Source organism: Stenotrophomonas sp. MYb57, from assembly GCF_002966815.1.
GTDB lineage: Bacteria > Pseudomonadota > Gammaproteobacteria > Xanthomonadales > Xanthomonadaceae > Stenotrophomonas > Stenotrophomonas indicatrix.
In genome coordinates this window covers 2372379-2394254 of the sequence record NZ_CP023271.1, presented here as the reverse complement: position 1 = coordinate 2394254, position 21876 = coordinate 2372379, and the positions used below count along the sequence as shown (strand labels likewise).

At 61.8% G+C, this 21876-nt stretch carries 20 protein-coding genes; 9 read left to right on the top strand and 11 right to left on the bottom strand.

All coding sequences use genetic code 11. The annotated features are described in order from the left end of the window. Window positions 1–6 precede the first annotated feature (6 nt). The 5 genes from CLM74_RS11010 to CLM74_RS10990 all read left to right on the top strand — a co-directional run bounded on the left by CLM74_RS11010 (window position 7) and on the right by CLM74_RS10990 (window position 5078). Window positions 7–495, top strand: a complete 489-nt coding sequence (locus CLM74_RS11010; protein WP_234003474.1) for a hypothetical protein — start codon at window positions 7–9, stop codon at window positions 493–495. Window positions 496–1309: 814 nt separating this feature from the next. Further along, complete coding sequence (locus CLM74_RS11005) at window positions 1310–1759, top strand: BLUF domain-containing protein (protein ID WP_105164042.1); 450 nt, start codon at window positions 1310–1312, stop codon at window positions 1757–1759. A gap of 264 nt (window positions 1760–2023) precedes the next feature. Continuing rightward, window positions 2024–2548, top strand: coding sequence for a ferritin-like domain-containing protein (locus tag CLM74_RS11000; protein WP_105164041.1), 525 nt, complete (start codon window positions 2024–2026; stop codon window positions 2546–2548). 37 nt (window positions 2549–2585) lie between these two features. Continuing rightward, complete coding sequence (locus CLM74_RS10995) at window positions 2586–3488, top strand: manganese catalase family protein (RefSeq protein WP_105164040.1); 903 nt, start codon at window positions 2586–2588, stop codon at window positions 3486–3488. A 93-nt stretch (window positions 3489–3581) separates the two neighbouring features. Continuing rightward, a complete protein-coding gene (locus tag CLM74_RS10990; RefSeq protein WP_105164991.1) occupies window positions 3582–5078 on the top strand; it encodes an FAD-dependent oxidoreductase in 1497 nt (498 codons plus the stop codon). A gap of 109 nt (window positions 5079–5187) precedes the next feature. Here CLM74_RS10990 and CLM74_RS10985 read toward each other — a convergent pair whose 3' ends face one another. The 6 genes from CLM74_RS10985 to CLM74_RS10960 all read right to left on the bottom strand — a co-directional run bounded on the left by CLM74_RS10985 (window position 5188) and on the right by CLM74_RS10960 (window position 10729). After that, window positions 5188–5490: a KGG domain-containing protein gene (locus tag CLM74_RS10985; RefSeq protein ID WP_088099940.1), complete on the bottom strand. Its 303-nt coding sequence runs from the start codon at window positions 5488–5490 to the stop codon at window positions 5188–5190. Window positions 5491–5772: 282 nt separating this feature from the next. Beyond that, window positions 5773–6342: an isochorismatase family cysteine hydrolase gene (locus CLM74_RS10980; protein WP_105164039.1), complete on the bottom strand. Its 570-nt coding sequence runs from the start codon at window positions 6340–6342 to the stop codon at window positions 5773–5775. A gap of 20 nt (window positions 6343–6362) precedes the next feature. Beyond that, window positions 6363–6788 carry a low affinity iron permease family protein gene (locus CLM74_RS10975; RefSeq protein WP_105164038.1) on the bottom strand — a complete coding sequence of 142 codons (426 nt, stop codon included), beginning with the start codon at window positions 6786–6788 and terminating at the stop codon, window positions 6363–6365. Further along, window positions 6785–7090: a hypothetical protein gene (locus CLM74_RS10970; RefSeq protein WP_234003325.1), complete on the bottom strand. Its 306-nt coding sequence runs from the start codon at window positions 7088–7090 to the stop codon at window positions 6785–6787. Before CLM74_RS10970 ends, CLM74_RS10975 begins: the two co-directional genes overlap by 4 nt. Window positions 7091–7157: 67 nt before the next feature. Beyond that, on the bottom strand, window positions 7158–7535 hold the full coding sequence (locus tag CLM74_RS10965; protein WP_105164989.1) for a response regulator: 378 nt from the start codon (window positions 7533–7535) through the stop codon (window positions 7158–7160). A gap of 44 nt (window positions 7536–7579) precedes the next feature. Then, window positions 7580–10729, bottom strand: a complete 3150-nt coding sequence (locus CLM74_RS10960) for a CheR family methyltransferase (RefSeq protein WP_199776046.1) — start codon at window positions 10727–10729, stop codon at window positions 7580–7582. A 220-nt stretch (window positions 10730–10949) separates the two neighbouring features. Here CLM74_RS10960 and CLM74_RS10955 point away from each other — a divergent pair, with 220 nt between their 5' ends. Continuing rightward, window positions 10950–11234, top strand: a complete 285-nt coding sequence (locus CLM74_RS10955; RefSeq protein WP_105164036.1) for a hypothetical protein — start codon at window positions 10950–10952, stop codon at window positions 11232–11234. A gap of 573 nt (window positions 11235–11807) precedes the next feature. On the opposite strand, the gene CLM74_RS10945 is transcribed toward CLM74_RS10955, so the two are convergent. Beyond that, window positions 11808–12386: a DUF4142 domain-containing protein gene (locus CLM74_RS10945; protein ID WP_105164035.1), complete on the bottom strand. Its 579-nt coding sequence runs from the start codon at window positions 12384–12386 to the stop codon at window positions 11808–11810. 223 nt (window positions 12387–12609) lie between these two features. Here CLM74_RS10945 and CLM74_RS10940 point away from each other — a divergent pair, with 223 nt between their 5' ends. Continuing rightward, window positions 12610–13533 carry an NAD(P)/FAD-dependent oxidoreductase gene (locus CLM74_RS10940; RefSeq protein WP_234003323.1) on the top strand — a complete coding sequence of 308 codons (924 nt, stop codon included), beginning with the start codon at window positions 12610–12612 and terminating at the stop codon, window positions 13531–13533. A 22-nt stretch (window positions 13534–13555) separates the two neighbouring features. Here CLM74_RS10940 and CLM74_RS10935 read toward each other — a convergent pair whose 3' ends face one another. Both CLM74_RS10935 and CLM74_RS10930 read right to left on the bottom strand, forming a co-directional pair. After that, window positions 13556–14191 (bottom strand): DUF2971 domain-containing protein, encoded by a 636-nt coding sequence (locus tag CLM74_RS10935; RefSeq protein WP_105164034.1) that lies wholly within the window; start codon window positions 14189–14191, stop codon window positions 13556–13558. Between the two features lie 17 nt (window positions 14192–14208). Next, window positions 14209–14478, bottom strand: coding sequence for a hypothetical protein (locus CLM74_RS10930; protein WP_088100324.1), 270 nt, complete (start codon window positions 14476–14478; stop codon window positions 14209–14211). Window positions 14479–14655: 177 nt separating this feature from the next. On the opposite strand from CLM74_RS10930, the gene CLM74_RS10925 reads away from it, so the two are divergent. Beyond that, on the top strand, window positions 14656–15105 hold the full coding sequence (locus tag CLM74_RS10925) for a BLUF domain-containing protein (protein ID WP_105164033.1): 450 nt from the start codon (window positions 14656–14658) through the stop codon (window positions 15103–15105). Between the two features lie 32 nt (window positions 15106–15137). On the opposite strand, the gene CLM74_RS21740 is transcribed toward CLM74_RS10925, so the two are convergent. Together CLM74_RS21740 and CLM74_RS10915 are read right to left on the bottom strand one after the other, a co-directional pair. Next, a complete protein-coding gene (locus tag CLM74_RS21740) occupies window positions 15138–15200 on the bottom strand; it encodes a hypothetical protein (protein WP_234003473.1) in 63 nt (20 codons plus the stop codon). A 550-nt stretch (window positions 15201–15750) separates the two neighbouring features. Beyond that, complete coding sequence (locus tag CLM74_RS10915) at window positions 15751–16026, bottom strand: hypothetical protein (RefSeq protein WP_105164032.1); 276 nt, start codon at window positions 16024–16026, stop codon at window positions 15751–15753. A gap of 410 nt (window positions 16027–16436) precedes the next feature. Here CLM74_RS10915 and CLM74_RS10910 point away from each other — a divergent pair, with 410 nt between their 5' ends. Continuing rightward, window positions 16437–21536, top strand: coding sequence for a hypothetical protein (locus tag CLM74_RS10910; RefSeq protein WP_158684135.1), 5100 nt, complete (start codon window positions 16437–16439; stop codon window positions 21534–21536). The last annotated feature ends 340 nt before the right edge of the window (window positions 21537–21876 follow it).

The window sequence follows — 21876 nt, the reverse complement described above, 5'->3', positions numbered from 1 at the left end:
CTGGCCATGGCATGCGTGTACGGCCTGTGGCTGCTGGCAGGGACGCTCGATTTCCACTTCCATCGGCGGACCGACATCGCCCACACCTCCGGCCTGCGCGAGAGCGCGCTGCACGGTGTGCAGCTCAGCCTGATCGGCGCCGGCCTCTTGGCTTGGTTGGCGCTGGCACACACCTGCGCACTGATCGTGCTGCTGACGGTGGCGGCCATGCTGCATGCGATCGTGGGCTATCTCGATACCGCGAGCGCAGATGGCTGCCGTCGCATCAGTCCGCTCGAGCAACACGTTCACAGCATTCTGGACATGGCGCCATGGGTCTTTTTGGCATGGGTCGCGTGGAATGCACAGACTGGTTGGGGCGTGCGATGGCAGCCGGCACCGGCGCGCCTGTGGCTGTCCACGATACTGCCTGCCCTGGCGCTTGCCGGCCTGCCATGGCTGGCCGAGCTGAGGCGCTGCGTCCGAGCAGCACCACACGACGGCAGGGCAGCGTAGCGGCTGCTGCGCGCGCGACAGCCCCGTCTGCACGGAAGGTGCGAGCCAGCCCGCCTTCAACTAACGCTTCTTCTTCCGCAAGGACATCGGGGATGGGGAAGGTGTGGTGGGAGACGGCTGGTTCGGCCGATGTTTCTTCTTCTTCAGCGTCGGATCGGGGCCGTTCTGAGGATTGGTAGCGTACCGGCTCTGCGTCTTGTCTGCGCTCATACGGGTATTCCAGATGATGGGGCCGTCATCTACGCACAGTGAAGGTAGAGGCAGGATGCAATGGCTGTCTTCACCTGATGAAAGATGTCAAATGCTCCGCGTTGGCCGGTGCTGGCGCGCCCGGCACTGCCTTAGCCTCAGGCTGCGCTTGGGGCTTCACCGTGACCGGTCAGCGCCGGGTGGCATTGCAGCCGTGCGTTGCTGACGGCCTGGTGCGCCCCGCACCGCGAACACGACAGCACGGTCCCCCCGGGTATCTGTTCCAACTGTTCACTTGTTCTGCGCGACACATGACCGCATGCGTTGCATCGCATGGTTATGGTGTTCACGTACGTAACTCGATGTTGCGCATCGGTTTCTGCGTTGAGCTCAAGGACGTGGAAGCGACCGGTGTCTGACATGGTGGTTCGATCCGTTGGTGGGTCAAGCCATCGTTGGCCTTTCGCTGCGATTACAGCGTGATGGGGATCACGATCCGCTCCCAACGAAGCTGAATCGTTGAGCATTGCGTAATGGCTTTTCACGCGACTAGACCCGCACTGAACACAACTGCCGCAGGCGATTGCTAAGGTCATCCACTGTCATGAAGCAACCAGGAAGGATGATGCCAATCAGAGCCATAACGTATGTCAGCGAAGCCTGTCCCGCGATCTCCGGCTGCGACCCAGGGAAGGGCACAGAACTGCTCGATCGCGTTGTCGATGACGCCGCCCGGTTCAACCGCGACGCCGGAGTCAGTGGCGTCCTGTTGTTCGATGGCTGCCGATTCCTGCAGTACATGGAAGGCCCGGCGGACGGACTCCGGGTGGCGTACTCGCGCGTGATCGGCGCCAGCAGTCATGGTGAACTCATCGAGCTGCAGCGGGGTCGCGTTGGTCAGCGCCGTGTGCCTTTCTGGCCGATGCGATGGCTTCCGGTGGAACCGCAGGTGCTGTCGCGGCTTGCGGGGAGCGATTGGACGGGATTCAAGCAGCGAGGCGACAGCGGAGCGCTGAATGCCACTGCGATGGATATCCTGGTGGCGTTGGTCGAACCCCACGCACAGGTAGCCTGAAGCCAGGGAACCGCCAGTAGAGAGTCGCAGCCGCTGGAGTTCGGCACCGGCGTGGCTGTTTCCAACGCAATGAAGTGAGCAATCCGCAGCGGCATGCGCGAAATGGTTGACCGGCACTGCTGCCGGTGCCACAACAAGTGTTATGCCCACATCAGCAGCGTGTGCGGCCGCGCGGCAAGCGCTTTCACACCGGACGACATGACGATGATCGCGTGTTCGCCACGATGAGGGTGGAGGCATATCGCCCCGAAGCGGAGAACGCAGATGTCCGACCCACGCAGTGGCAAGCGCAGAGAACGTTTGTTGAAGTGGCTGCAGGATGCGTATGCCATGGAACAGGAGGCAGAGACCATGATGAAGGCCATGGCCTCGCGCATCGAGAACTATCCGGTACTGGCCGCCCGGATCGGTCAGCATGTACAGGAAACCCGCCAGCAGTCCGAGTCGCTGCGGCAATGCATCCAATCCCTTGGCGGCAGCGTACCTACCGCCAAAGGGCTGTTTGCCAGCCTCACCGCTGCGATGCACGCGGCCGGCAACAGCATGATGGAGGATGAGATCGTCAAAGGTATCGGTCTCTCCTTTGGCTTCGAGAATACCGAGATTGCCACTTACCGGGCTTTGGTAGTCGCCGCCGAACGTGCGGGTGCAACCGACATCGCAGCTGTCTGCGGACAGATCCTGCAGGAAGAGATCGCCATGGCGCGTTGGCTGGAGGATCACCAGGACGTCCTCGTAGGTGCGTTCCTTGATCGCGACGAGACCCCCGGCGCCGAGGCCAAGCGCTGATCGTGATGTCCGTTATTGCACGCACAGGAGACTGACCATGTTCTTTCATCACAAAAAGCTGATGTACACCGTCCGCGTTCGTCAATCCGATCCGCAGCTCGCCACGCTGATGCTCGAGCAGTTCGGCGGTCCGCAGGGCGAACTGGCTGCCGCCATGCGCTATTTCACCCAGGGGCTTGGCGAGTGCGACGCGGGCCGCAAGGATATGTTGATGGATATCGCTACCGAGGAGATCAGCCACCTGGAGATCATCGGCACCATCATCGCAATGCTCAACCGTGGTCCTAAGGCGGTGCAGTCCGAGGCCATGCTGGAAGCCGAGGATATGCGGCAGCTGGGACAAAACAGCACCAGCCATACCGAGCAGATCCTGTATGGCGGAGGGCCGGCTCTGGTCAACTCCAGTGGGGTGCCGTGGACGGCGGCGTACGTCGACAGCATCGGCGACCCCAGTGCAGACCTGCGCTCGAACATCGCCGCCGAGGCGCGTGCGAAGCTGGTGTACGAGCGTTTGATCAATATCACCGGTGACCCGGGCATCAAGGACGCGCTGCGCTTCCTGATGACGCGTGAGATCGCGCATATGAAGTCGTTCGAGAAGGCACTGCACAGCATGCAGCCGAACTTCCCGCCTGGAAAGCTGCCGGGGGATCCGGCCTATACCGATCTGTATATGGACATGTCGCAGGGCGGGCAGGATCTGCAGGGAAGCTGGAACAGCGGCGAACTGTGGGAACGCGTCACCGACCGTGAAGCCCAGGCAGCGCTGGACGGAGGTGACGGAGACTACGGGGTCGGGCTGACGCCGCGCGAGCAGGCAGCTGAAGACGCAATGACACTGCGGACGTTGTCCGACCCAGCTCTGCGTCCGATGACCGGCGCAGAGCTGGGCGCAGGCCCCGGCTCCGGGGCGCTCGATCTGCCGCCGCGCGAACCCTGACGTCCACCGCACCGCCAAGACATGGCCCGATGACCGGGGCAGGGGCGGGGCATAGGCGGACTGATCTGCAGAACCTGCATGGAGTCGATGTTCATGAGCCAACCTTCCCTTCGCGGCAGCCTCTGGCGGCACTACGGTCAGACACGACCGTTCCCGCCTCTGGCGGGGCCGGCACGCGCTGATGTGCTCATTGTTGGTGCAGGCATCACTGGCCTGCTCACCGCCGCCCGGTTGGCCGACGCAGGCTTGGATGTTCTGCTCGTCGATGCCGGCCCGGTTGGCGGCCGCAATACCGCACAATCCACCGGCAACCTCTACGCACCGGTATCGCGGATGGCCGATCTGGTGAGCCGTTGGGGCAGTGGAGTGGCGAGCAGGGTGGTGCAGTGGCGCGGACAGGCGCTGCGCTCCATCGAAGCGCTGGTGCACCGTTATGATCTGGAATGCGGCTTCAGCAGGGTGCCGATGCAATACGGCATCCAGCAGCGGGATGCGGAGGCCACGCTCAGGTTTGACCGGGAACTGCAGGCCTACCAGCGCGCCGGCCTGCGCTGCGCCCACCATCCCTTCGGCCTTCCCTTCGCGCTGGGGCATTCGTTCACTGTCCCCGATCAAGCGCAGCTGGATCCGCTGGCGTTCTGCCAGGGCCTGGCATCGCGACTTGCGGGACGTGTCCGCATCCACGCCGGCACCAGGGTGGCGACCATTGACGCCGGCGCCGGCGTCGCGCGAACCGGGACCGGCGATACCATCCGTGCCGCGCACTTCGTGCTTGCCACGCATTCCCCATCAGGATTCAACCTGGTGCAAGCCGAGATGGAGGTCCACCGGGAATACGCGATGGCTGCACCGGTTGCCGTGGCCCCAGCGCCAGGCATCCACTGGATCGCCGACCGGCATCGTTCGCTGCGCGGTGGCACTGGCGCAGACGGCCGCAGTTGGCTGGTACTGGTCGGGGAAACGCATCGGGCTGGAGAGACCCCGGTCGCAGACCCCGGGTTGCGTCTGGTCGAGGACGCGCGACGGCATTTCCAGCTGCAGGGTGAGCCCATCATCTGGTCTGCACAGCAGTTCCGTGCAGCCGACCGGCTTCCATACATAGGCAACAGCGCACACGACAACGTATGGGTTGCCACCGGTTTCGGTCCTGATGGGCTGGGTTGGGCGGGTGTGGCCGCCAGTGTCATCGAGCAGGGCATTCAAGGTGTCCACCAAGAGGCCGCGCGGCAGCTGAGCCCAATGCGGTTCACCCCGCTTCGATCGGCCGGCGGATGGCTGCGGACAAACGCGACCGTGATGAAGCATTTTATCGGCGATCGTCTCCCGCGGTCCAGCGAGGGAGCGGCCGAGTCGTTGCCGGCAGGCGAGGGCGCTCTGCTGGACATCGGCGGAAAGCGGACTGCGGCCTACCGGGATGATGCAGGCGATCTGCATGAGCTCTCCCCGTTGTGCCCGCATCTCAAGTGTCTTGTGCAGTGGAACGGGCATGAGCGCACCTGGGATTGCCCCTGCCACGGAAGCCGGTTCAGTGCCACCGGACAGTTGCTGGAAGGGCCTGCCAGCGAAGGTCTGTCGCCGCTGGCGCCTTGATGGTCGAAATCACATACGGCAACACTCGTGCGCGGGCCAGCATCGTGATACCGCAAACAAAGCGGGCGGACCGAAGTCCGCCCGCCGCTGCCGTTACCCAATGCGCCGCTCAGCGCTGCTGGCCGCCGCGGTTGCCACCACCGCGCTGCTGCTGCTCCTGCTGACCCTGGTTGCCACCACGCGACTGGCCGCCCTCGCGGCCGATGTCGGCCATGTGCTGGCGATCCTGGCTGACTGCTTCGCCGCCCTTGCGGCCGGCTTCGCGTGCTTCTTCGGAACTGAACTCATGAGCATTGCCGGACTCATGCGCCGCACGCCCGCCCTTGGCGGCGATCTCGCGCTGCTTGTCTTCGTCCATCGAGGCGAAACCGCGGTTGCTGCCCTGGTTCTGATTCTGGTTCTGGTTGGCCATGGAAAAATCTCCGTAGTTGACGCCGCCCCAGTGGCGGCACGTCCATCTTCCACATCTGCGTGTAGAAGCCGGTAGTGCGTTCGCCAAGGTGCTGTCATTGCGCGGCGGATTCATCATCATGTGGCTTCGACGTCAGCGCGTGCCTGCTTCGTTACTGCTGGTTCCATGACACAGCCATCCAGTACACATCCACAGCGACGCTGTGTTGCGAAGACGGCGCGCTGACGCGCAATGGATCACCCCGCGACGATTGCCGCGTCCGTTCGTCGTCGCGCAGATGCGCTAACCGTTCGTGGTGGTCGATGGCAGCAGTGCCAACACCTGGCGATTGCTGAGCACCTCAGCCACACCGGAACGCTGCAGCGTCTGCAACGCCGGCTGCCGCCGGTCCGGGAGCGCCGCCGTCGCCTCCCACGCGACCACGGTGCGGTACTCGCGTGAGTTCGCATCCACGGCGGTGGCCAGAACGCATGAATCCAGGGTCATGCCGGCCAGTATCAGGCGGCTGACGCCAAGCTTGGCCAGCAGCACCGGCAGGGGCGTGGCCAGGAATGCGGAGTGCTTGGGCTTCAGGATGAAGTAGTGCCCCGGCCGTGGAGCCAACTGGGCGGCGATCCTGGCTGGCTCGCCACCCTTCTGCCGGCACGCCTCGACCAGCTGCGGGAAGTCCTGCTTCCAGTTACCGAAATTATCATTGGCGTAGATTACCGGCAGCCCTCGCGCGTCGAACGCCGCGCGTAGATTGGCGGCTTGAAGCGCTGCCTGCTCGGCGAGTGGAGCCAGCTGACGCCCCTGCGGAAAATCGAAAAGGCTGAAAAGGTCGATGATGAGCAGGGCGGTCGGCTGCTGCATGGATGGCTCCGGGTCGCGCGTCAGTTCTCGACCACGTGCCCGGGGGCGGCGCGTGGCATGCAGCGTTCCTTCTTGGTCTTGATATCGGCAGCCGTGCGAGCCAAGGCCTCATACCGCTGCCGGATATCCTCGAGGTGGGTTGGCTCCATCGCCTCCAGATTGAGAAGCTCCTGGTTGGCATCCCTGCTGACCCGGATCAACTCGTCCAGCTTGATGTGCAATGCCGCAGTGTCGGCGTTCTGGGTGTGCTGGATCAGGAATACCATAAGGAATGTCACGATCGTGGTGCCGGTGTTGATCACCAGCTGCCAGGTGTCATTGAAGTGGAAGGCCGGGCCGCTCACGGCCCACGCGGTAATGACGCCCAGCGCCGCCACGAATGCGCCCAAGCTGCCTGACAGGCGTGCGGTGGCAGATGCCGCGCGGGCGAACGCACGTCGGATCACTGCTCACCTCCCTTGGCGCCCCCGTTCTTCTTTGCCGCATCGGATGCCGGCTGCTTGCGCCCCCGCTGCGCAGGCTCATCGGGTGCGGACGCGGCGACGAATGGTGATATCGGATCACTTGCTGGAAAAGTCTCCGCCAGCGCCTCGTCATGATTGGCATTGTTGTGGGCCTTGGCCTGGTCGCTGCTTCCCGAGCGCGCTGGAGCAGTCGCGTCATTGGCATCCGGGTGCGGCAGGTCTTTCTGGTCACGCTGCATGTCGGTCTCCTCGTCGGTCACCCGCGCTATGGAACGGGTACGCAAGAGTAAGCTCCTCACCGTGAGCGGCCCCATCAATCCCTTGCGAACGCCGTGTCAACAGTCAATCCGATCAATGGCGTACCCGAACCGCGTCCACCATCTCCCACAAGGAAGAGGGCACAAAGGGTTTGCAGCACACAGGATGATCCCGGAAGCGCGCGTCAATCGATGTTGCGTCATAGCCCGTGGTAAACACAAAAGGGATGGCCGACGCAACCAGTTGCTCTGCCAGTGGATACGAGGTCTCACTGCGCAGGTTGACGTCCAGAATGACGGCATCGATGCTGCGTTGGTTCTCAGCAACGAAGCGTTGCGCATCACCGAGCTTACCGGTGGTGCCGAGTACCTCTGCACCGGCACATTCGAGAAACTCGACAACGGTCAATGCGAGAAGATAGTTGTCTTCAACAACGTAAACTCTGCAGCCAGCCAGCTTGCCGGTGTTCATGAAACCTCCCAGCCGCATGCTCGCCATCAATCCGTGGATGGACATCATGGGGCGTGTTGGTAGGGTACTTCAATGCTGCAGAAGACCCCGTCATTGGTGTATTCCAGGCGCGTCTCGGCGTTGAGTGTGTGCGACATGGCGTGAACGATCAGTTGGGTTCCAAAGCCGCTTCGCTGGGGCTCATGCTGAATAGGCACGCCGGTTTCCCGCCAGCGAAGCGCAAGTCTGCGACCTCCATCCGTTCCCAGCACTTCCCAGTGGACCCGCAGTTGCCCGCCGTCGACCTTGAATGCGCCGTACTTGGTCGCATTGGTGGCGAGCTCATGCAGGGCTAGGCTGAAGGTCTGTGCCATGTCAAAACTGAGCGCGACGCTGTGGCCTGACATGCTCACACGCTCCATGGGGACGCCCAATGACGAAAGCTCCATACGCACCATCTCGGCCAAGTCCACTTCGTCTGCCAGGGTACCGCCTAGAAGGCTCTGGGCCCGACCAAGTGCTGCCAGCCGCATTGCAAAATCGGCGACATTTTCCCCGTTGCCGAGCGTGCGCAGTGCGATGGCCTGCACGATACCCAGCAGATTACGCGTGCGATGCTGCAGTTCCGCGATGAGCACCTGCTGACGCTCTTCGGATCGTATCAGACTGGTCACGTCCACGAACGTAACCACTACGCCATTGACGCGACCGGACAGGTCTACGTAGGGGCCCACGCGGACCAGGTAGTTGCAGCCACGTTCGCGGCATGAAGCACGTCGCTCGATGGTCACCCGCTCATGCAGTGCCCGCTGAAGATCTTCGTTGAAGTGCGGAAGTTCGATACGGACGGACAGATCAGTTATCGGTCGACCAATATCATTGCTGCGGATGCTGAAGATCGATTCCGTGGCAGGCGTGAACGATCTGATCGCCAGTTGCGCGTCAAGGAACACCGTTGCCACTTCGGTGGCTTGGAATAGATTCACCAGATCGCTGTTGGCGCGATCCAGGGCTTCCAACTTGCCGTGCAGCTCGGCATTGACGGTGTGTAGCTCCTCATTGACCGACTGCAGCTCTTCTTTCGATGCCTCGAGTTCTTCGTTGGTGGACTGCATTTCCTCATTGACCGAGACCAACTCCTCATTGGAAGACTTGAGATCCTCCAGTGCGGTCTCATACTCTTCGATCAGCGATTGGAGGCGGTCACGGGTTTCATGCAACTCGCGCTCGGTAAGCGAAAGATGGTCGGCGCGAAGATTGGCCTGCCCGACACTGTTGGATGCCTCGTCCTTGGAGAGTATCGGCCCCTGGTCGACGAACAGCACCAGGAACAAGGCCTCGCTACCCATGCGCTCGCTGAGCGGCTCGATGACGAGCTCGACCAGCTGCATACGCCCATCATCGACCTCGATTGCCAAGCCGCCCCGGTGTGCACTTCGCACGTTCTCGACCGCGTCGCGGAAAATCGTCCGCAGATCGAGCCGCAGCTCGCGCCGCGCCAGCGTCAACAGCTGGCGCGTGGGGGCACCCGCGGGGACCTCCAGGTATTTTCCGGTGCGACCCGAGAAATACACGATATCGCCGTCGCTGCTGACCACCACGTGCGCAGGTGCATGTCGGTCCAGGACCTGTGTTTCGGCGCTGTGGCGAAGAGAGCCTGCGACCGGTATCCGGCGCCCACTTCCTTCAGCTATCGTCTGCTGGCGGGGCAGCACCAGTGACATTGGCAGCCGAACCGTGGGTGTCGAGCCTTTCCGCCGCCGGAAGATGCGATGGCGCTTGTCCACTGCAACAAACAGCTCATCGAACTGGCTCAGATTTTCGGCTGTACCCAGGAAAAGGAACCCATCAGGCCGCAGCGCATAGTGGAAGGTCGGGATCACCTGAGCCTGCACGTCCGGGCCGAAATAGATCAGCAAATTGCGGCAGGAGACCATGTCGATCCGGGAGAAAGGAGGGTCACGGATGACACTGTGCGGCGAGAAGATGCACAGCTCACGCACCTGCTTTGAAACAACCATGTTCTCGCCGTCTTCCAGGAAGAAGCGCCGTCGGCGTTCTTCGCTTACCGCGCTCAGCAATGGCTTGGGATACCGAGCGGCACGGGCTACGGCCAACGCCCGATCATCGATATCGGTAGCGAAGATCTGTACACGCGGCGCAGATTCAACCTCGGCCATATGCTCCAGCATCAACATGGCAAGAGAGTAGACCTCCTCACCCGTGGCACAACCAGGAACCCATATGCGGATGGTGTCGTCCGGCCGCCCGCGCGCCAGCAATTGCGGGATGACTTGCTCCCCAAGGCTCTTGAACGCGTCCTTGTCACGGAAGAAGTTCGTGACATTGATCAGCAGGTCACGGAACAGCAACCCCGCCTCCTGAGGCTCTTGGCTGAGAACCCCCACGTAGGCGTCAAGATTCCGCAGTCCCAGCACCTGCATGCGTCGATGGACACGTCGAAGGAAGGTGCGCGGCTTGTAACCACTGAAGTCATGGCCCACGTGGGTACGCAGCAACCGGTAGATCTCGGCGACCTGTTCGGCGACCTGCGCCGATGAATGCTGGAGTTGCGCGCTTTGCACCGCTTCATCGAACATGCCGATGTTGCCCGCAAGCTCGGCGATCTTCGGCCCCATCGCCTCGGCCGGAAGTGCGAAATCGGCGAAGCCGAGCTCGATGGCAGAATTCGGCATATCGGGAAATTGCGGACCGAACCCATCAGCGACTTGGGCGAACGTCATTCCGCCCTTTTCCTGGATGGCCTTCAGGCCCAGGGTGCCATCCGCGTCTCCACCTGACAGGATCACACCCACCGCCAATGACTCGAAACTCTCAGCGAGTTCGCAGAGAAAAATATCCACGGGCTTGGGTTCACGCCGACCGCCCAGGTCGTGCAGAATGAAATGCCCTTGGTCGACGCCCAGCACGGCGTTCTCGGGCATGACATACACACTCCTGCGTTCGATAGGCATTCCATCAGCAGCCTCCACCACCGGAAGCGACGTGAACCTGGCAAGGATCTCAGGCAGAAGCGTTTTGCGTGAAGGATTCAGGTGGGTGACCACCACGAACGCCATATCGATGTCTGTAGGAAGGCCGCGGAAAAACCCTTCCAATGCTTCGACTCCGCCTGCGGATGCGCCGATGCCCACGATCTGGAACCTTGCTTCTGCGGGCATTCTAGTTGCCTCGGGGTGGGGAAGACGGGTCATGCTCGCTGCGGTCACCGGGCGTGTCAACCTGTGCGATGGGCGTGCCGACCACCGCGATGCGGCGCCCGGAAAACCCATGGCTGAGCAGCGTCGGAAACGTTGTGTGCGCGCCGTGACGAGCAGGCGGCACAAGCGTCATTCCGGGTTGACATTCTTGCCACACCCCGTACGACAGCAGCGCGTGACTGTAGGGGGGCCCAAAACCGAAGGATCCCATCCCATGAGCAGCGCTTCCCAGTTCCGCACCGCCAATCCGCGCATCATCCGGCTCGAGCTGGCCAACCTTCGTGTTGGTGACGACGCCTGTGCCGTACAACTGGATGGGATCCCGTGCGAGGCATGGGTACACGCCTTCACAGAGGCGTTGTCGCGGGACTCCGCGCTGGCCGGGGCAACCGTGGACGTCAATGGCAGCTGGTTGCATCTGTCAGGCATACGCAAATCCGGCATGGCCGTGGCCCCCCGGGTTGTGGAAAGGGTGGCCGCCGCCAGCGAACACACCTAGGCGCCAAGAATGCTCCCGCAGCGAAGGGCACCTCTCGGCCGCCGCTGAGATTCCATGCACCCGCTGTCGCTACCGGCAGTGCACTGAGTCGACAGGCACAACCCGCAGCGGCCAGTTCTTCAATGCGGCGGCGATAACGCCTGAGCTCTGTGTTAAGCGTGCCAACCTCTTCGACCGCAGGCTTGATTTCGTCCTCAGGCCCAACTCCCACACCCGGAGGCATAGCTGTCACTCTCCGTTGATAGTGATGCGCTCAGGGCCCTTTGGCGCACTGCCGGCTGTGGTCTTGGCTGCTGGCTCATGCCTAGCCCAACCGCACAACATGCGTCGCCTCATCCAGCCGCAAATGTACACCACCATTACCCGGATTTAGCCGCAACAGGACGTTGGTGCCCTCCTGTCCGCTGTAGTCGACGAACTGCATGATAGCCGGCCACTCGGGCAGCACCCTTGAAGCACGCGCCCGTCGTGCAGATGCAGTTCCGCGACCGTTTTCGCCATTCGGCTCGCGCTACAGTTCCTTCAATCGCGTGATCGTGACCGGATCGGTGTGCAGGCGTTCCAACAACCTTGTCATCGTGCCGTCTCCGGGTTCTTTACGCCCAACTGGGATAGCAGTTCCTGTGCCTGCTTCAGGTGATCGGCAACATGCAAGCGCGAGACCCGCAGGAAGCCGGCGACGTCGGGGTCGTGTGCGGCCGGAATCAGGCTGGAATCCAGCGTCTGCAGCGCCCGCTGATGGTCCCGTACCATGGCCTGCAGATAGGCGCCGTCGAATGCCGGGCCCTGCGCTTGCTGCAGCATCGCCAGTGTTTTTTTCCCCTCCGCCCGTTCTGCCTGCGCCTGCAGTGCGGCCCCGTCGTTCTTCCACGTGGCCAACTGACGGTTGTTGCTGGTGTGCTCATCGATCATCCGTTGCGCATAGTCCCGTACCCGCGTATCGAGGGCGCGCATCAGAGCAAGGCGACCGGCATCGATTTCGCCAGCGTTGATGGTTGAGAGCGTGCCAAGGGCTGCCTCCTGGCCACGTCCCACCGCGGCTTCCCGGCCAGGCGGCGCGGCGCCCCCCGCCGCCTCCGGGCCGGCAACGGCTGATGCGGGAGAGAGCGCAAAAGCGGCAATACAGAGGGAAATCGCATAGCGGGACTTCATTGGCCACCTCCTCTCGTCGGGGATATTCAGCTTGCACCGGCCCGGATCACATCGGCGCGATGCCGAGGTCGTGGGCGGGTGCGGCAGCACAGCGCGGCGCTCACGGTTGCCTAACAGCCACGCGCATGTGTGCGTTGCGTGGGCTTCACTGCGGTTTCTCACTGCCTTGAGGGGCGAAGTGGGAGGGTCTTGGTCATCCGCCGCCATCTGCCCTGGAACGCCATTGGCTTCTCTTCCATCCTGCAACGAACCGCCCCTCCCGTTCTATGACGCGGTCGTCATTGGCGGCAGCTTCGCAGGAATGTCGGCGGCGCTGCAGTTGGCGAGAGCGCGTCGCTGCGTGCTGGTCATCGATGCCGGCCATCCACGCAACAACCCCGCTGCCGTCTCGCACGGATTCCTCGGCCAGGACGGTTCGGCAACCCCTGCACTGCTGCAGACGTCCCGGCAGCAGTTGCTGCGCTATCCCGGGCTGCATTGGTTCAACGGTACCGCGCGCCGTGCGTGGGGTCGTATCGATGACTTCAGCGTGTTGCTCGACGGTGGCACCAGCGTGCGCGCCCGTCGGCTTGTGCTGGCCCATGGAGTGGTTGATCGCCTGCCCGCCGTGAGCGGGCTTGCCGAGCGCTGGGGGAAGACCGTACTGCATTGCCCCTACTGCCATGGCTACGAGTTGCCGGACAGACCACTGGGCGTGCTGGCGCAGCACAATGCTGAGGCGGAAGCGCAGGCCGAAGCCTTGCTGCTCTGCGATTGGGGCTCGGTGGTACTGTTCCGCAACGGGACATTGCCGCCAGCGCCGGATGCCAGGCTGCACGGCAGAGGGATTCGAGTAGTAGACGACCTGATCGAGCGCATTACAGGTGAGGCGGACGTGGAACTGGCAGGTGGCCGCACAGTCAGCCTGGCGGCGCTGTTCATCGTCACGCAGACGCAACTGTCTACCCCCCTCGCTGCGCAGCTTGGCTGTGACCTGCAGAGAGAAGGGTGCATCACCACTGACTCAAGCAAGCAGACCACCATTCCAGGCGTATTTGCTTGCGGAGACTGCGCGCGCATGGCGGGCAACATTTCTCTGGCGGTGGGCGAGGGCGCCTTGGCGGGGGTGGCGTCGCACCGGTCATTGTCGGGCCTGCTGCAGGGCTGACCCATGCCGCTGCAGGCGCGCCTCATGCCGTCTGCAGCGAGGGCTGTGGACGGGTCGGGCGGCCGCCCATGACAATGCACGTGCCCGCCGGGTCGAGCTCGGCCATGCGGACATCGGTGTGGGGGTGCGCCACTTGGCTGATGATGTCGATCACCTCGGATGGCATGCGCATGCCGAGGATGACGCGACGCACCGCGCCGGGCACCTCGATCCTGGATTCCGGACTGAGCAACCGCCATTCCTTTTCATAGCGCCAGTGCGATGTCTTGGTGGTCAACGCCCGCAGGGCGGCGTCGGGCCGGCAGGCGACATCGATGGCGGGCAGGCGTTTTGCGTAGCGCACCGGATACAGGGGGAGATGGGCCGGGTCCAGTTCGAGTTGCACGGCGACACCGGCAAAGTTCCCCGCGTACAACGACCACATGCGAACGTCGTCGCAGCAGCGGCTCAAGCTGCAGATGCGCGTGGGCACCTCCCGATCCAGCTCACCGGCGGTACCGAAATCACGACGTACAGCACCGCGCCCGACCATGCGCTCGAACTGACCCTCGAAGGGATCGTTGAGCTCCTCATAATGATGGCAGTAGAGGCGCTCGTTGACGATGATATCGAGCAGATGGGCCAGTTGGGACAGTGGCTTGAATTTGAACAGAACCATGGCGTTTCCGGGAAGCGTCAGCGCTCGATGGCGCTCGGCGCGTCCCCGCCTCGGCCGAGGATATGGTCGCACTCCACCAATCGGGCGTTGCTTACTGCCTGGCGAGCCCCACACTTGCCGCACGTCAATAATGTGCCGCCCGAAATAGGTTCCAGCCCCGCTTCGGCGCGGGAAACATGGCGGCAATGGTTGCAACGGACTGTGATCGTATTGACGTTCTTGATTCGCCCCTGTTCGTCGGCGGTATAGTCCAGCGCAAGCACATAGAAATGGCCGGTATCAGGCATGGGCGTGTATCCCCGAACGGATGGACAGAGTTTGCAGACTCATTCACGCGAGAGAGTGTGACGAGCCCGCCAGTTCATCTTCACATTTCCCTGAATTGTTTTGTTTCCTACGTACACATCACTGTATTCGAGAGAGGGCGATGGCTATTCTGTAGGGCCACCTGCAAGGAGATGCCGATGCCTATCAGGGCCGTGGCTTATGCAAGCGAGGCGATCCGCGAAATCGCTGCAGACGGACTGGGCCAAACGGAAGGGAAGCTGTGTGCCATTGTTGACGATGCCGCCCGTTTCAATCGGAACGCTGGCGTGACCGGGGTACTGCTTTTCGATGGAGAGCACTTTCTCCAATATCTTGAAGGGCCCGAAGACGGGCTGTCGGTGGCCTATTCAAGGGTCATCGGGGCGAGCAGCCATACGGGCCTGGTCGAACTGCACCGAGGAAGGGTGGGCCATCGCCGGCTGCCGTTTTGGCCAATGCGGTGGCTGCCAGCCGAGCTCCACGAACTTGGTCGGATAGCGGAAGCAGACTGGACCGACTTCGCTGAAGGAGAGCGCACAGCGGAGCAGGGCCCTTCCGGAATGGACTTGTTGATGGACGCAGTGCAGAAACAGGTCGCGATTTGCTGACGGGCTGGATTTGGCTACTGCGCTTGGCGCACTCACACAAACAAGTTGGTCACGTAGTCCGCCTTTCCGAGCGATATCCCATAGTCACGTAGGATTTTATATGCGGTGATCAGGTGCGAATAGAACTGAACCGAGATGCTGCCTAGTTCGTGGCATAGTCACTCCCCTTTATATCGAAGGCGAGTCCATCTCCCAGTTCGATCGCAACGTCTCACGTGGCACCACTCTCGATAGCCGCCACGTCGGGGGAGACCAGGTAGCCCAACGTCTGGTCAATCAGTGCGCGGGCTTGGCCCATATCGCCGGGCGCCGCCGGAGATGGCGAAGGCTGTCCACTAGACAGCAGACTACCTTGCGTGCTTCGTGCAGACGAACTGAATCTGCGTGGCCAGCGGGTGCATGTCCGAAGCCAGTCGAGCCAAGAGCAGGTTGCGCACGTCGCAGCCCACCGGCATGCATTGGCGTCGGTCTTTCAACTGGCCCCTCTGAGAGCACGAAGCATCTGCACATAACCTCAGATGTTCACTTGATGGATGGACATTCTTCTTCCTTGAGATTGTGAAGACGTGGTGCCAATAGCGCAGGACAGCAGACAGGCTGTTCACCTTCAGCTAGCGGATGCCACAAGCCTGACAGACTGCCGGCCTAAGTTTCATTTCTATCACGCTCAATCTGCTCGGTTAGGACCGCAAGTGATTGCTGGAACGCCGCCACAAACAGGGGGCCATCGTCATCAGCATGAGTACGTGCAATCGACGGGAGCAGCCTCGTCCACGTGTCGAGCAGGGCGTCTGGATCCTGATGGGTCAGAATTGAAACCCGTAGGGCGTATTCCATCGCCTTGAGGTAGCCCCGATGCACCTCTAGTCCCGCCTCGCAGGCGTGAAGGCGATCTAGGATTTCGATGATCTCGGTGCTCATGACGGGTTCGACAGGCCCTGGTAGGAAGTTGATCGTACGCGGACGCCCCAACGAGCCCGCTACGGGCATTCTCAACGAGGTGCTCACTCGTGACCATCTCTTTTGTCCCGGGGTATCCGGAGGGCATGCCCCTCGGCCGTTGCCCAGAGTGGGGCTGGCCCCTAGCCGTGCCCGTAATCATTCTAGCTATGAGCGCCTACCGGACGCTATTGCCTGGCATTAAACACAGGATCCGAGCCAGGCCTCCGGGGGAGACCGCTGCGGGGTGCGACTAGTTCAAAAATTGCGTGGAGGCGTTTGGCTGCGCCTAGATTACGAAGATTTATCGAGGGTAGGTGAGGCCCCCAGACGAGCTCCGCAGCCTCATAAGGGAGCATGAAACCCGACGCGATTCAGGGCAGAATATGGCAATGCATCGTGACAATCCCACCTCCGTCAGTCATGAATCGAGTCCCGCTGGACGCGGCGGCGTCGGCTCCTACATCGAGGGCGAGCTTGGTGCGTTCTATCTGCTGGCGCTCCTCGCCGAATCCGAGCCGCGCGGTTTGCCGGGAGCGCGCATCCAGCGCGTTCGTTATCAAGGCGTGGACCAGGGCTTCTCGCTCGACGACCTGGTGATTCACGGAACATCTCATGCTGGTGAGATGCTGCTGGAGATTCAGTCGAAGCGAACGATCTCATTCGCCCCGAAGGACGCGGTATTCGAGGAGGTCTGCAGGCAAGTAGCCAGGAATACCGCGCATAATATTCCTGAGGATAGGCATCGGCTTGCGGTTGCTACGCAACGAACGAGCAGGGCAATCTCAGGCCCATACCAAGACGTGTTGGAATGGGCCCGCAAGGCTGCAACCGGAGCCGAGTTCTTCAGGCGAGTGGCGACTAAAGGCGTATCCGGACTCGACATGCGGAAATTCTCCGGAACTTTCCGTACGAACCTTGTGGCGGCAGGCGTTGCGGACGATGACGATGCGATCTGGCGTTTCGTCAGGCGCTTCCTGATCCTAGAGTTTGACTTCGAGTCGAGTGCCCCGCTGGCAAGAATCCACGGGCTGTTCGTTGCCAGGCAGATCCTTGCCCCAGAGGATACTCCGCGAGCAGAAGCGCTATGGAGCAACCTCATCGAAATTTCAATCGAGAGGGCAAAGGCGGGCGGCTTTGTCGACCGCGCCGAACTGCGCGGCCTGCTTTCCGGCCGCGGCTTCCGCCTCCTAGGCGACCGGAACTTCTCCGGCGCAAGGCTGAAACTGGCAGAGAGATCACGACAAGCCTTGGCGGAGATCGGCAACAGCGTCGCCGGCGTCCAACTTCCTCGACTCAAAGCGATCGAGGCGCTCGACCTCGCCCTCGATCACCATCGCTTCGTCGAGATTAGCGGCGGTCCTGGCGTCGGCAAGTCGGCGGTGCTCAAGCATGCCGCCGAGCGCATCGCTTCCCAAGCCAACGTTCTCGTCCTTGATCCAGTGAGCACGCCGGAGGGCGGTTGGGCGGCCTTGGCGCAGACGTTGGATCTTCAAGCAACGGCCCAAGAGTTCTTGGGGGATCTGGCGACGAGCGGTGGGGCAGTGATTTTCATCGACAGCCTCGATATGTTCACGTCTCCTGGGCGACGCCGGACGGTCAATGATCTGCTGCGGGAGGTAGCCGCAATCGAAGGCTTGTTGATCGTCGCCACCTCGCGGCCGGAGTACGGACTTGACGGAGATGATTGGCTTGCACCGGAGCTCGTATCGCTGCTTGGACCGTTTCATGCGGTCGTCGTCGGCGAGCTTGACGACGATGAAGTTGAGACCTTGCGTCAGCATGCCCCGGAGCTTCGGGAGCTCCTGGCGCCGGGACACGCCGCTGCCGCCATCGTCCGAAACCTATACAGGCTCTCAAGACTGCTCAAAGTGCCATCGACCACCACGATCCGGTCGGAGGTGGCGCTTGCAAACCACTGGTGGCAAACCGCGGACTCCGCGGAACGCTCCGACCGGCGAGCGGCCCAGCGGCTAATGGCCGATCTCGCGGACGCCGCGCTCGCAGGTGGCAACGAGATTGAGGTCCGGGACGATTCGCCCGCGCGCAACCATCTCCTGCGATCCCAGACTCTGACAGAGGCCAGGCGAGACCATCTGCGGTTCTATCACGACGTGCTTCGGGACTGGGCTGTGGGCGCACGCCTGCACGAGTATCCCGATGGCTTCAACGCGCTAGACCTCAGAGTTCCGGCTTCCGCAAAGGTCGCGCGCGGCGTGGAGTTTGCCGGGCGCTTTGCGCTGGAGACTGCCGATGGCTCGGAGTGGCTTGCGCTCCTCGAAAGATTGTCGGCTGACGGGTCTCACAGCTCCTGGCGGCGTCAGGTGCTATTGGCAATCGTTCGTTCAGAGCTTTCAGTAATCTTGCTTGAGCGCTGTAGCGCGGCGCTTCTAGCGCGAGACGGCGCGCTGCTCGCAGAACTTTCCGTTGCCGTGACAACAGTGGAAACGATTTCGCCTGCTGACAGGGCGCTAGACCTGACCGGCGAATCGGCTACTTGGGCATCCTCGCTCCCGAAGGCCATCCGCGTACCGACGACAGCGTCCGCGTCGAGGCTGATGAACTGGTGCTTGCGTCACTCAGCGGAGATTCCGCTTCAGGCGCTTGCGCCTGTCGTCAAGCTTGTGCAGGCCCTTTACCTAATGGTCACCGCCGCGCCGAGATTGGCCGCATCCATCGCTGGAATGCTCTTCGGCTGGCTGCGCCAACTCGACGAACCTGATGCCTATGTCCTGATTCCTGCGGGGACCACGCCATTGCCGATCGACCGCAGGTCCATGATCTCGGAGCTCAGGGCGGTATCCTTGCTACTATGCGCCTACGCACCGGAACAGACGAAGGCCTATCTGCGTGCAGTCGCCGCGGACAACGACGGGTTCAAGTTTAGGGAGATCCGTCCATTCAGCGCGACCATCGCACGCGTAGCGCCGCAGGAACTCGCCGACCTCGTTGCGGCAAGCCTGATCGAACCTGAAGATCGTCGAAAACAGGCTCGGCAGCGTCTAGATCAAGCGTTCAGTTTCAACGACGGCGACTACCTGCCGCCATCGCCGGCGCAAACGCCATTTTTAGACCTACTTGAGGCGGCGCCCACCGTGGGCCTCGACTTAGTGCGCAAGCTCGTCGATGAAGCTGTGGCCTTCCGAATTGGTTACGGCGTCCCGGAGGCAACCGGATTCTTGATCGCGCTCGACGATGACTCGCGTTTTTTCCCATGGGCCCAAACGTATCTCTGGTCGCGCGACCAGGCTCGCGAGTATTCAGTGGCGTCTGCGCTAATGGCGCTGGAAGCCTGGGGGCACGGCCGTGTAGCGGCCGGAGAGCAGTTGGACGCCATAGTAGCCGACATTCTCGGCGCCGACGGCAGTTGTGCGGCTTACCTGCTTGTGGCGATCGATCTTATGTTGTCCCACTGGCCGGCAAGCCGGGAGTTGTTGGTTCCCTTCATCGCTTCCCCGGAATTGTTGGCGGCGGATCGAGGACGGGCCGCGCATGATCCCCTGACGACATTGGGCTTGAGCGTTGCCCAAGAACCACGCGGAAGAATACTTCTCGCTGACCTCCAAGCGAAACGCTCACGAGGTGTTGCGCTCGAGAGGGTCTTGCCGGGCTATCTTCGGGACGACGAAGCGTCTCGGCGGGTGAGGACACTGCTCCAAGAAGCCGTGGTTAGGACTGGACCGTATTCTTTGCATGCGGACTTCGGCGATCCAGCGTTCATGGCTGCCTATGCGCTGAACGTGCTTGATGAACGCAACTGGGTCGCCGTTGGAGACCTGCGCGAGTATCGATCACCACCGGCGGAGGCAGAGCATCTGGCTCGCCTGGACGATTATTACAACAATCGCCGTCGTTCCGTCGAAATTGAATCTAAGATTCAGCTCGCGATAGGCGACCTTGCACATTCTAATGCGGCCGTCGCACGTGAATCGGTAGAGTTCGCGAACGGCGATCTGCCGGACGACACCGACTCCGATGTGCTTCGGTCGAGGTCGGCCCGCCTATCGGCGACTGCGATGCTCGCGGCACGCGACGGCGACAGAGCGCTGCTGGATGAACACGAAGGCTGGGTGCGCGAGGTTGTCAGGCTCACCTTGTCCCAAGAGGGAGACAGCTTCCGTACCTCAAGCTCATCACTCGCCTACAATCCGCAAGCCCTCTCGGTACTGGCGTTGATCCATCTTTGGCACCGGTGCGGCCGAAAGTCCGATCGCGATGCATTGCTTCGCGCTGCAACGCGGCGAGACTGCTGTGCGGTGCCAGCCTTCTCGGCAGCGCTGGAAGTCATCGCCGGAACCAATCCGCGTTTGCTCAAGTCCGCTGCGCGCGCCGCCTTCGCGACCAGTCGTTGGAGGCACAGCCCCTGGAATGAGGACAAGGCGGAGGCGGCGAGATATGGACGCGAGAAGGAGAGCGTTGATCGCCTGGCAGTCGAAGCCGAGACTGTTTGGCTGGACGGAAGTGCCGAACCTGCCTGGCCGGCCTTTCCGGAGGAAGAGCCAATTCTCAGGCAACACACACGTGTGCGAAGCTCGCGCTCGGTGAGCGCTGCTAGTCCTGAAAATGCAGCAAGCCCAAGACCGATTCCAGAAGCGAGCGTTTACGTTGATACTCAGGTTGTCGCGCTGTGGCTGAATCTTCTGGCGGGCAAATGTGTGCCACGGGAATGGCATTCGGAGATCGTCGGGGCCTACGCCATCTGGTCCGCGAGGAAAAACGGATTCGGTCACCCGCCTGACGTCGAGGTGGACCGGGAGCCTATGGAATGGAACAACGTTTTCTACGTCCTCGTCGCAAACGAGTTGATGGACGCCGGCGACGATCGGTTCGATGAACTGCTGGCACAGATCGAAGGACTTCCGGACCGCTCGTTCGGAGACGTTTCGGAGATCGTGCTTCACGCCGCCGATGTCCGCTATTTCAACGACGTATCGTGCTTGCCCGAGCGAGCAGTTGAGCTTCGCCGTAGGCTGGTGGCCCGGGCTACGAAGTTGCGATACTGGAACCGCGATCCACGGCCGGGCAGTCTGTCGGTTGATCGCGACACTGCCGGTGTGGTCGCCAGGATACTGTTGAACACGCATAACCTTATCGGCGGCACCAACAGCTACCTCGTACCTGCGGTATTTGATCGCATCGATCCTATTCTGGAGGTGCTGCGCCCGTTCGTACGGGGCGGACCCACTCCCTTCGTCGCATTGTGCACAATGAACATGCTCCTCGTGTCGCCACGGGTGCGGCATCTCGATTTCCTGTTGGATGCTGCGGAAGAATGGCTCGAACGGCTGCCCACCGATATCGGGATGTGGGTGGAGCTAGGAATCGGTTGGCAAATAGTGAAATGGTTGAACACAGCCGCGAAGGAAGATTCGTCTCTACTCGCGCACGCACATCCGATGCGCAATCGTCTCGACGGCATTGTCGGACAACTCGTTAAGCTTGGCGTTCCGGGGAGCTATGAATTTGAGACGATCGTAGAGCAGAGCGGTTGATTGACCGTGTCGGATGCATTTTCACGAACAAGTATCCAGCACCAGGCCACATACTTCCTTGTCCTCGACGACAGGCACTCCGGGCCCACCGACCAGTAGTACACGCTGAAACAGGGCAATGGAGCGGCCTTCAATTCACCACATGGCGATAATGCAACGAAAGAGATGACAGGCCGGAAAATAAACTTTGGACAAATGTCTTGCTGAGTCGCTAGCCGCACGGCTTTTTGGAAATACTCCGCAGTACTGACCACGGTCCGATGAGCGCTCAGGTTCAGGAGACGCCTGCCGGCTTCTACGAGTTCCGCTGATTCAAGGGTAACGCCCAATCTGGTCTAGA

Coding starts and splice junctions, on each gene's coding strand:
- CLM74_RS10925 (WP_105164033.1), top strand. CDS start 14,656: ATGCCTATCAGGGCCGTGGCTTATGCAAGCGAGGCGATCCGCGAAATC.
- CLM74_RS11005 (WP_105164042.1), top strand. CDS start 1,310: ATGCCAATCAGAGCCATAACGTATGTCAGCGAAGCCTGTCCCGCGATC.
- CLM74_RS11010 (WP_234003474.1), top strand. CDS start 7: ATGGCATGCGTGTACGGCCTGTGGCTGCTGGCAGGGACGCTCGATTTC.
- CLM74_RS10995 (WP_105164040.1), top strand. CDS start 2,586: ATGTTCTTTCATCACAAAAAGCTGATGTACACCGTCCGCGTTCGTCAA.
- CLM74_RS10965 (WP_105164989.1), bottom strand. CDS start 7,535: ATGAACACCGGCAAGCTGGCTGGCTGCAGAGTTTACGTTGTTGAAGAC.
- CLM74_RS11000 (WP_105164041.1), top strand. CDS start 2,024: ATGTCCGACCCACGCAGTGGCAAGCGCAGAGAACGTTTGTTGAAGTGG.
- CLM74_RS10915 (WP_105164032.1), bottom strand. CDS start 16,026: ATGAGCACCGAGATCATCGAAATCCTAGATCGCCTTCACGCCTGCGAG.
- CLM74_RS10945 (WP_105164035.1), bottom strand. CDS start 12,386: ATGAAGTCCCGCTATGCGATTTCCCTCTGTATTGCCGCTTTTGCGCTC.
- CLM74_RS10935 (WP_105164034.1), bottom strand. CDS start 14,191: ATGGTTCTGTTCAAATTCAAGCCACTGTCCCAACTGGCCCATCTGCTC.
- CLM74_RS10910 (WP_158684135.1), top strand. CDS start 16,437: ATGCATCGTGACAATCCCACCTCCGTCAGTCATGAATCGAGTCCCGCT.
- CLM74_RS10960 (WP_199776046.1), bottom strand. CDS start 10,729: ATGACCCGTCTTCCCCACCCCGAGGCAACTAGAATGCCCGCAGAAGCA.
- CLM74_RS10980 (WP_105164039.1), bottom strand. CDS start 6,342: ATGCAGCAGCCGACCGCCCTGCTCATCATCGACCTTTTCAGCCTTTTC.
- CLM74_RS10955 (WP_105164036.1), top strand. CDS start 10,950: ATGAGCAGCGCTTCCCAGTTCCGCACCGCCAATCCGCGCATCATCCGG.
- CLM74_RS10930 (WP_088100324.1), bottom strand. CDS start 14,478: ATGCCTGATACCGGCCATTTCTATGTGCTTGCGCTGGACTATACCGCC.
- CLM74_RS10990 (WP_105164991.1), top strand. CDS start 3,582: ATGAGCCAACCTTCCCTTCGCGGCAGCCTCTGGCGGCACTACGGTCAG.
- CLM74_RS10985 (WP_088099940.1), bottom strand. CDS start 5,490: ATGGCCAACCAGAACCAGAATCAGAACCAGGGCAGCAACCGCGGTTTC.